We start from the raw sequence: 10,503 nt of genomic DNA, 5'->3' as shown, positions 1-10,503 counted from the left end.
TGCCGGTAGATGTAGCTGCAGCATTGCTGATGCCCGCTACCACAGCACGTGTCCACGCGAACGTAGTACCTGTTGTGGTGCTGCCCGGCGTATAAACAAGCGGTGTGCTGCTACATACTGTTGCTGTAGTAAAGCCAGACAATACCGGTGTAGGGTTAACCGTCATGGTTACTGTCTGTGTATTGCTGCAGCCATTGGCTGTAAGCGTGTAGATGTAGATTACTGCTACCGGATGGTTGGTACTGTTGTTCAGGGTTTCAGCAGGGTTGTCGATACCGCTACCCGCGGCATTGGTGATACCGGTTACTGTAGCACGTGTCCATGCGAACGTAGTACCTGTTGTAGCACTGGTTGGCGTGTAGTTGAATGTGGTATTGTTACATACTGCACCGCCATTCAATCCGCTGCTCAACATTGGAGTGCTGTTTACTACCACGCTTACTGCCTGGGTATTGTAGCAACCATTGGCGAACAGGGTATCTATGTAGACTACTGTCAATGGATTAGCTGTTGTGTTGTCCAGGTATTCCATAGGATCATTACTGCCGGCTGCTGCTGTATTAGCGATGCCTGCTACTGTTGCACGACTCCATGTAAATACGGTACCCACTGTAGCACTTGCAGGTGTGTAGCTGAACAGCGTACTGTCGCAGATGGCTGCTGGTGTCAATGTTGTGGTAAGCAGTGGTTTTGGATTAACTACAACGGTAACCAGGTTGGTGTTGGTGCAACCATTGGCTGTAAGGGTGTAGATGTACAGTACAGAAATTGGATCTGGCGTTGTGTTCACCAGATATTCCATTGGGTTACCTGTTCCTGTGTTGGCGGCATTGCTGATGCCGGCTACTGTAGCGCGGCTCCACGTAAACGCCGTTGCCGGTGTTGCGCTGGTTGGTGTATAGTTAAATACGCTGCTGTCGCAAACTGCCGCAGGGGTATGTGTACTGCTCAGTATTGGTGTAGGATATACCGATACTGTTACTGGTTGTGTGTTGATACAACCATTGGCCTCTAGCGTATCGATATATATCACTACTACAGAGTCTGTGGTAATGTTCATCAATACTTCATTAGGGTTGTCTGTACCTGCGGCAGCAGCATTGCTGATGCCCGCAACCGCAGCACGGCTCCAATGGAATATAGTACCCGCGGTAAGGCTTGCAGGGTTGTAAGAAAAATTAGAGTTATCGCAGATACCGGCAGGTGTCAGCGTTGTGCTCAATCTTGGCCTTGGATATACCGTAGTGGTAACGCTCTGTACATTGTTGCAGCCGTTGGCTGTAAGTGTGTATACATAGATCACATTGATCGGATCAGGTGTAGTGTTCACCAGGTATTCCATAGGATCATTTATACCTGTACCCGCTGCATTGCTGATACCTGAAACTGTTGCACGGCTCCAGCTGTAGGTAGTACCTGCTGTTGCACTGGTTGGCGTATAGCTCAGTAATGTGCTGTCGCATAGCGGTGATACTGTAGCTGCGCTGGTAAATAAAGGTGTCGGGTTAACCGTTACCGTTACGTTTTCTGTATGGCTACAGCTATTAGCTGTAAGCGTGTATACATAGGTAACAACTATCGGATCTGTTGTAGTGTTAGTCAATACTTCATTAGGGTCATTTGTTCCTGCTCCTATTGTATTGCTGATGCCAGCTACTATAGCACGGCTCCAGTTAAACACTGTCCCTGTTGTTGCACTGGTTGGCGCGTAGTTGAACGTAGTGTTGTTACAGATAGCAGCAGGTGTCAATGTGCTGCTCAGCATTGGTGTTGGCTGAACTGTTACAGTTACGTTCTGTACATTATCGCAGCTGTTTTCTGTCAATGTGTATACATAGGTAACAACGATCGGATCTGCAGTCGTGTTGGTCAGTGTTTCGTTAGGGTTGTTTGTGCCGGTTGTTGCAGTGTTAGAGATACCTGCTACGACTGCGCGACTCCATGCGAAGGTTGTCCCAACTGTTGCACTTGCAGGAACATAAGTAAACAGTGTAGTGTTACATACTGGTGCTGCTGTAAGCGTAGTTGTCAGCATTGGCGTTGGCTGCACAGTTACGTCTACGCTCTGCACGTTGGTACAGCTGTTGGCTGTCAATGTGTATACGTAAGTAACAACTATAGGATCAGCTGTTGTATTGGTCAGTGTTTCGTTAGGGTTGTTTGTGCCGGTTGTTGCTGTGTTAGAGATACCTGCTATGACTGCGCGGCTCCATGCAAATGCTGTACCTGTAGTTGCGCTTGCAGGCGGGTAGCTGAACAAGGTATTATTACAAACAGGTGCCGCAGTCAGGGTAGTTGTCAGCATCGGGGTTGGCTGAACAGTTACTGTTACGTTTTCTACATTGCTGCAGCTATTGGCTGTAAGCGTATATACATAAGTAACCGCAATCGGATCAGTAGTTGTGTTGGTCAACACTTCATTAGGGTCATTTGTTCCTGCTCCTATTGTATTGCTGATACCAGCTACGACTGCACGGCTCCATGTAAACACAGTTCCTGTTGTTGCACTGGTTGGCATATATGTGAACAGCGTAGTATTGCAAACAGGTGCTGCAGTCAATGTGCTGGTTAGCATTGGTGTTGGCTGTACAGTTACTGTTACATTCTGTATGTTATTGCAACTGTTGGCTGTCAGTGTGTATACATAAGTAACAACTATAGGATCTGCTGTTGTATTGGTCAGTGTTTCGTTAGGATTGTTTGTGCCTGTTGCTGCGGTATTAGAAATACCTGCTACAGCTGCACGGCTCCAGTTAAATACTGTACCGGTCGTTGCACTTGCAGCAGGATAACTAAACAAGGTATTGTTACATACCGGTGCTGCTGTAAGTGTAGTCGTCAGCATTGGTGTTGGCTGAACGGTTACCGTAACATTCTGCGTATTGCTGCAACTGTTAGCTGTCAGTGTGTAAACATAAGTAACAACGATTGGGTCAACTGTTGTATTGGTCAACACTTCATTAGGGTCATTTGTTCCTGCTCCTATTGTATTGCTGATGCCAGGTACTATAGCACGGCTCCAGTTAAACACGGTTCCCGTTGTTGCACTGGTTGGCGCGTAGTTGAACGTAGTGTTGTTACAGATAGCGGCAGGTGTAAGCGTGCTGCTCAGCATTGGTGTAGGCTGTACGGTTACAGTTACATTCTGCGTATTGCTGCAAGCATTTGCCGTCAATGTGTAAACATAGGTAACAACGATCGGATCAGTTGTTGTATTGGTCAGCGTTTCGTTAGGATCATCATTGCCGTTGTTGGCTACATTGCTGATACCTGCAATTGCTGCCCTGCTCCATGCAAAGGTGGTTCCTATAGTAGCACTTGTTGGTGTGTAGCTAAACAAGGTAGTGTTACAAACCGGCGAGGCTGATAATGTACTACTCAACATTGGTGTTGGATTAGAAACTATCTCAAACGTATCGCTGATACCTGTACAACCATTTGCAGAAGGGGTAACGACTATTGTAGAGAATATCCTTGCAGTAGTGTTGTTGGTCAGCGTCAGTGAAGTGATACTGTCTGCACCTGCTGCCGGTATACCTGTTGTTGTATTGTCATTGGTCCAGGTAAACAATGTACCTGATACAGTTCCTGTAAATATAACGGGTGTAGTAACTGCTCCGTTACAGATAGACTGGTCTGTGGTCGCGTCTACTGTAGGGAAAGGCTTTACTGTGATCACTGCATTACCTATTGACGGGTAGTTACAGGTACCTTGTGTAATGCTTACCAATGCATACGTAGCATTTGCGGTAAGGGAGCCACTGTTAATCGTATCTGCACCGTTAGCATCCATCAATGCGTTTTGTGAAGAACCGCTATTGATAGTGTAAGCTACAGTTGTTCCGGCTGGCCCGTTGATGATCACATCCGCGTTCTCATCTTTACAGATAGCTGTAGTACCGCTTATTGCAGCGACCGGCAATGCCGGCTCCAATATAGCAACTACCTGATCATGCATACATCCGTTACCATCAGTTATCGTACATGTATAAGAACCAATAGCAAAGCCTGTGCCTGTTGCAGCAGAACCGCCAATTGGTGACCATGAATAATCATAAGGTATTGTACCGCCTGCTGGGGTTACAGTTGCAGCACCGTTATTGCCGCCGTGGCAGGTAACGTTGGTCTGTGCACTGACAGTTGTAGCCAGTACATTTGGTTGTGTTATAGTAACTGTCTGTGTGTGTACACACAGGTTATCATCTGTTATAGTGCATGTGTATGTTCCCGCAGTAAGGCCGGTAGCTGTTGCGCCCGTACCACCCGATGGTGCCCATGAATATGCAAGTGTACCTGTGCCGCCGCTTGCAGATACTGTAGCAGCACCTGTAGCGTTGCCATTACAATCAACATTAGTTTGTGCAGACACGCTTGATGTAATTGCAGTTGGCTGGGTAATAGTTGTTGTCTTTGTTATGGTACAAAGGTTGGCATCTCTAATTGTGACAGTATAAGTACCTGCTACTAGGTTATTGGCTGTTGCAGCCGTACCGCCCGTCAGAGCCCACGAATAGGTAAGTGAGCCCGTACCGCCGCTTGCAGTCACCGTAGCAGCACCGTTGTTGCCGCCGTTGCAGCTTACATTTGTTGTAGCCGTGATTGTTCCTGTTATTGCTGTTGGTTCTGTTATTGTTGTATTGGCTGTCTGTGTACAGTTGTTAGCATCTGTTACTGTTACTGTGTAATTACCCGCTGCAAGGCCGCTTGCTGTTGCGCCTGTTCCGCCCGATGGCGTCCACGAATAGCTATATGCGCCTGTACCGCCTCCGGCTGCTACTGTAGCAGAGCCATTGCTGCCGCCGTTGCAGCTCACATTTGTTGTAGCCGAGATGCTTGCAGTAAGTACTGCCGGTTCTGTTACTGTCACCGTCCTGGTCACTGCGCATAAATGGGCGTCTGTAACTTGTACTGTATAAGTACCTGCAGTAAAGCCGGTTGCCGTAGCACCGGTTCCGCCTGTTGGTGTCCATGAATAGGCATATGCTGTTGTACCGCCACCTGCTGTTACTGTAGCCGCGCCATTGCTGCCGCCATTGCAGCTTACATTAGTTGTAGCCGAGATGCTTGCTGTAAGCACTGCCGGCTGCGTAATGGTAACTGTTTGTGTGTGGTTACAGGTGTTGGCATCTGTTATAGTACATGTGTATGTTCCTGCTGTAAGGCCGGTTGCTGTTGCCAGGTTGCCGCCAACTGGCACCCATGAGTAGTCAAGGGTGCCTGTGCCGCCGCTGGCTGTTACTGTAGCTGCACCTGTAGCATTGCCATTGCAGTCTACATTGGTTTGCGCGCTGACGTTCGACGTGATCGCTGATGGCTGTGTTACGGTAACTGTTGCTGTGGTTGCGCACAGGTTAGCGTCCTTAACGGTAACGGTATAGTTGCCGGCTGTAGGGCAACTGGCTGTAGCACCCGTTCCGCCCGATGGCGTCCATATATAGGTATATGTTCCTGTACCGCCGCCAGCTGTTACCGTAGCTGATCCGTTAGATCCGCTATTACAGCTTACATTAGTTGTAGCTGAGATGCTCGCTGTAAGCACTATTGGCTCAGTTATAGAGACTGTCGCCGTCGTTGCACAGCTATTGGCATCGGTTACGGCTACAGTATAGCTACCCATTGTTAAGCCTGTAGCCGTAGCTGCTGTGCCACCGCTTGGGAACCATGAATAAGAATAGGCTGCTGTACCGCCACCCGCTGCTACCGTAGCAGCTCCATTGCTGCCGCCATTACAGCTTACGTTTGTTGTTGCGCTGATGCTGGCAGTAAGTACTGCCGGCTGGCTGATAGTAACAACCTGGTTTTTAGTACAGCTGTTGGCATCGGTTATGGTTACTGTATAAGTACCCGCCGCAAGGCCGGTTGCCGTAGCAGCAGTGCCACCACTTGGTGCCCATGAAAATGAATAAGATGGTGTGCCGCCAGATGCTGCAACAGTCGCTGCTGCATTGCTAAGGCCATTGCAGCTCACATTCGTTTGTGCGCTCACGCTTGACGCAAGTACCAGTGGTTGGCTGATAGTTACAGTCTGTGTTTTACCACAGCTGTTGGCATCTGTTATAGTAACAGTATATGTTCCCGCTGCAAGGCCAGTTGCCGTAGCTGCTGTTCCGCCGCTTGGTGCCCATCCATAAGTATAGCCAGGTGTGCCGCCTGAAGCCGATATTGTAGCAGCTCCATTGCTCAGTCCATTGCAGCTCACATTGGTAATCGCGCTTACGCTTGACGTAAGAACCAATGGCTGGCTGATCGTTACCGTCTGTGTTTTTGTGCAGCTGTTGGCATCGGTAATAGTGCAGGTATAGGTACCCGCTGCGAGGCTCGTTGCCGTAGCCGCAGTGCCGCCGCTTGGTGCCCAGCCGTAAGTATAGCCCGGTGTTCCGCCTGAAGCAGATACAGTAGCAGCTCCGTTGCTAAGGCCATTGCAGCTAACATTGGTAACTGCGCTTACGCTTGACGTAAGAACCAATGGCTGGCTAACCGTTACAGTCTGTGTTTTTGTGCAGCTGTTGGCATCGGTAATAGTGCAGGTATAGGTACCCGCAGCAAGGCCTGTAGCCGTAGCTGCGGTGCCGCCGCTTGGCGCCCATCCGTAAGTATAACCTGGTGTACCGCCCGATGCCGATACTGTTGCCGCGCCATTGCTAAGCCCATTGCAGCTTACATTGGTAACAGCACTTACGCTTGACGTAAGAACCAATGGCTGCGCTATAGTTACTGTCTGGTTTTTAGTACAGCTGTTGGCATCGGTTATAGTAACTGTATATGTTCCTGCGGAAAGGCCAGTTGCAGTAGCTGCTGTTCCGCCAATTGGTGCCCATCCATAAGTATAGCCAGGTGTTCCGCCTGAAGCCGATACCGTTGCAGCTCCGTTGCTCAATCCATTGCAGCTTACATTGGTAACAGCGCTCACACTTGAAGTGAGTACATTAGGCTGGCTGATAGTTACAGTCTGTGTCTTTGTACAGCTGTTAGCATCTGTTATAGTACATGTATATGTACCTGCTGCAAGGCCAGTTGCCGTAGCTGCTGTTCCGCCACTTGGTGCCCATCCATAAGTATAGCCAGGTGTTCCGCCTGAAGCCGATACCGTAGCGGCTCCGTTGCTCAATCCATTGCAGCTTACATTGGTAACAGCGCTCACACTTGAAGTGAGTACATTAGGCTGGCTGATAGTTACAGTCTGTGTCTTTGTACAGCTGTTAGCATCTGTTATAGTACATGTATACGTACCCGCTGCAAGGCCAGTTGCCGTAGCCGCAGTGCCGCCGCTTGGTGCCCATCCGTAAGTATAGCCCGGTGTTCCGCCTGAAGCAGATACCGTTGCAGCTCCGTTGCTAAGGCCGTTGCAGCTAACATTGGTAACTGCGCTTACGCTTGATGTAATTGCTGATGGTTGGATCACGGTTACTGTCTGCGTTGTTGCACATAGGTTAGCATCTGCTACAGATACTGTATAGCTGCCTGCTGCAAGGCCGGTTGCGGTTGCTGCACTGCCACCGCTCGGTGCCCATGAAAAAGTATAAGCAGCCGTTCCACCCGAGGCAGATATTGTTGCCGCACCATTGCTGCTGCTATTGCAGCTTACATTGGTTTGTGCAGATACCGATGTCGTAACCTTTGTTACGGTGACATTTATAATCCTTGTAGCGGTGGCAGTACCATCGCTCACCTGCACTGTAAATGCATCTGTACCAAAGTACCCGGCTGTTGGTTGGTAAGTAATGGTGCCACCTGGTGTGATATCAGTGCTGTTAGAAGAAGCTGTAGCTGATGAGAATGTCAAGGTGCCGTGCGTAGGCGCTACAGATTGTGACCACGTCTCTGTTTGGCTGGCGTCCGCATCACTTACATGCAACAATGATTTAATATCAGTAGCGGCGGCATCTTTACATACTGTTAACGTAGTAGTGCTACCCACAAATGTAGGTGAAGTATTTGAGTTGAATAACTGAATAGTAAAAGCCTGACCAGTACCCGAGCAGCTGGAATTGCTCATTGTTATTGTTCCGTTATATGTTCCAACACCGGCACCAACTGGCACAGCCAATACTAAAGGTGTGGCCGTTATTGCTGCATTGGTAACATCTGCGAAACCCGCAGTATGCGCTGTTGCGTCATATACTATAGAATAAGTGGTAGGCGAACCTGTTGTACCAGTGTAAGGAAGATTAACTGAAGTAGCGCCCGCAGCAATAGAAATACTACTTCCCGACAACGTTATGGTTGGAGATGGAGTTATTGCCAGATGCGCAACAGCTCGTGGACTTGAACAAAAAGTACTAGAATTGTAGATCGCTTTGAAATTTAACATTCGCCCACTTATAGTGGCGTTAAATAGACTAGAAGCACCATAGCCTGATACAATGCTCATATCCGGATTTGATGCAAATACACTTCCTGCAGACCCGAAATTGGTATATTTGACTGAAGCGTTAGAATTTACATAAAAACCATAGGTCTGTCCGGCTGGTATGAGTATAGGGGTGGGCAAAACCATTTCTCTCGTCAAATCCGATCCAGAATAAGTGCCTAAGGATGTCCAACCTGTTGAGCTTGTATTATTACCAACCATTGTACCAACACGATAATATAGCGTACAAGTCGCGCCAGCTGACGCCATTGATACATCCAGTTCTTTAATGGTAACATTGTTTATTGCCGTTATATCGAACATTGCACCTGATTGTCCATTGCCAGCATCGAACGTAGACGAAAAAGCTGCATCAGCATTAGCTTGCGCATAAACGTCTGTAGCTGCTGATGGTGTTGTGATAGCCAAGGTATCACCAGTTCCTAAAAAAGATCCGCCAGTGGACGCACTGAACCAATTCGTGGTTGCATTTGCGGTCGCAGTGGCCGAAACATAACTCGACACACCAGTGCATGTAGTATTCCCAAGAGTTATAGGAGCAGAAGAAGGTGGAGCGGCAATTCTTACAGCCACTGTATCTACCTTACAGGCTGCACCTGTAACGCCCACAACAGTATATATTGTTGAAACACCAGGGTTAGCTATGACGCTGGCGGCAGTGGTTGATGACAACCCAGCAGCTGGGGACCAACTATATGAAGTAGCTCCAGACGTAGAAAGTGTAACCGACGTGGCGCCACATACCGTTGTGTTGCCTTTTGTGATCATAGCTACAATCTGATTTACCGTTACCACCACAGTAGCTGTGCTACTGCAAGCACCAGTTGTACCTGTTACTGAATAAGTGTAAGCAACAACACCTGAATTTGTCCTTGGATCAGTAAAAACTACTGATGAACCAGTTGATGCACTAAGGTTGCTGGATGGCGACCACGAATAACTGCTGGCACCAGTTGCAACAAGCGAAGTTGACGCGTTGCCGCAAATAGTAATTGAAGGGCTCACGCTTATTACCGGTACGGTCACATTAATTATAATATCATCGGTAGCGGTACCGTCACTTACTCTTACTATAAATGCATCTGACCCACCGTAACCCGCTGTTGGCTGGTAGGTGATAGTGCCACCCGGAGTTATGTCGGAACTACCAGAACTTGCAGTCGCACCTGTGAACACTAATGTGCCATGCGATGGTGCAGTTTGCTGTGTCCACGTCTCTGTCTGGCTGGCATCTCCATCGCCTACATGCAACAAAGACTTAATGTCAGTCGCTGCTGCATTCTGACATACCGTTAACGCAGCGCTTGTGCCGTTTATGAATGATGGTGCATTGTTACTCGCAGAACCAGCCTTCCACGAGAAAGCGTCAAGACTTACATAATTGATATTAGTTGCTGTAGTAATAGTAATATCAGTAACCGAGGTATTGGAATTATTAGCACCACCAAAAGTACCCATATCGATATATGTGAACCCATTTGCGACAGCGTTATTACCGTTCCAACCAGAAGTAGCACTTGCAGTAAATACAGTTGTACCAGCATTTTTGCCGACAATTGTGATGGCTCCACTTGTTTGCAGTGTGTTATTATTATCGGCTATATATAGCCAGAATCCTTGTACGTTGGTTGATACCCCACCCAGAATGCTGATGGTGAATGAAGCACTGGTGCCAGGATGAGCATTTCCATCATTATCAATAAATTTATCATCTGACGCAATACCACTCCACCCAAATCCTGCATATCCCGTTTGGATATAGAAAGGCCCTCCAGTATTAGAAATTATTTGGAAGTTATAGCCATTGGAAGAAAATGTAGTTGCGCCAGCCGTAGCATCTTCAAAATTATATGTAAACGTTTGGGCATAACTGCGGCTACCTGCAAGTAGGCCTACAACTACAAGAACAACAATTGTTACATAGCGGCTTAACGCATAGTGCAGTTTTCTATTCATATATTTCATCGTTTTATTTAATATCATGGTGTTTTTTTTAACTATCAGAAAACTATTATACATAATTATTAATTACAAATTAATAATCGAATTTATTCGTAACAAACTTTGCAAAACTAATATTATTCTGCAACTGACAAAGAACTAAGGAACTGATTTTTTTATAACTTAATATC

Annotated in this window: 1 protein-coding gene; it reads right to left on the bottom strand. The window is 47.5% G+C overall.

Going from position 1 to position 10,503, the window contains the following annotated elements; all coding sequences use genetic code 11:
* A partial coding sequence (locus CJD36_RS21270; protein ID WP_161499411.1) for a SprB repeat-containing protein occupies positions 1–10,327 on the bottom strand: 10,327 nt, incomplete at its 3' end.
* Between the last annotated feature and the right edge of the window lie 176 nt (positions 10,328–10,503).

Source organism: Flavipsychrobacter stenotrophus (genome assembly GCF_002954265.1).
Classification (GTDB): domain Bacteria; phylum Bacteroidota; class Bacteroidia; order Chitinophagales; family Chitinophagaceae; genus Flavipsychrobacter; species Flavipsychrobacter stenotrophus.
The sequence above is the reverse complement of the archived record's forward strand: the minus strand, read 5'-3'. Positions and strand labels throughout refer to the sequence as shown.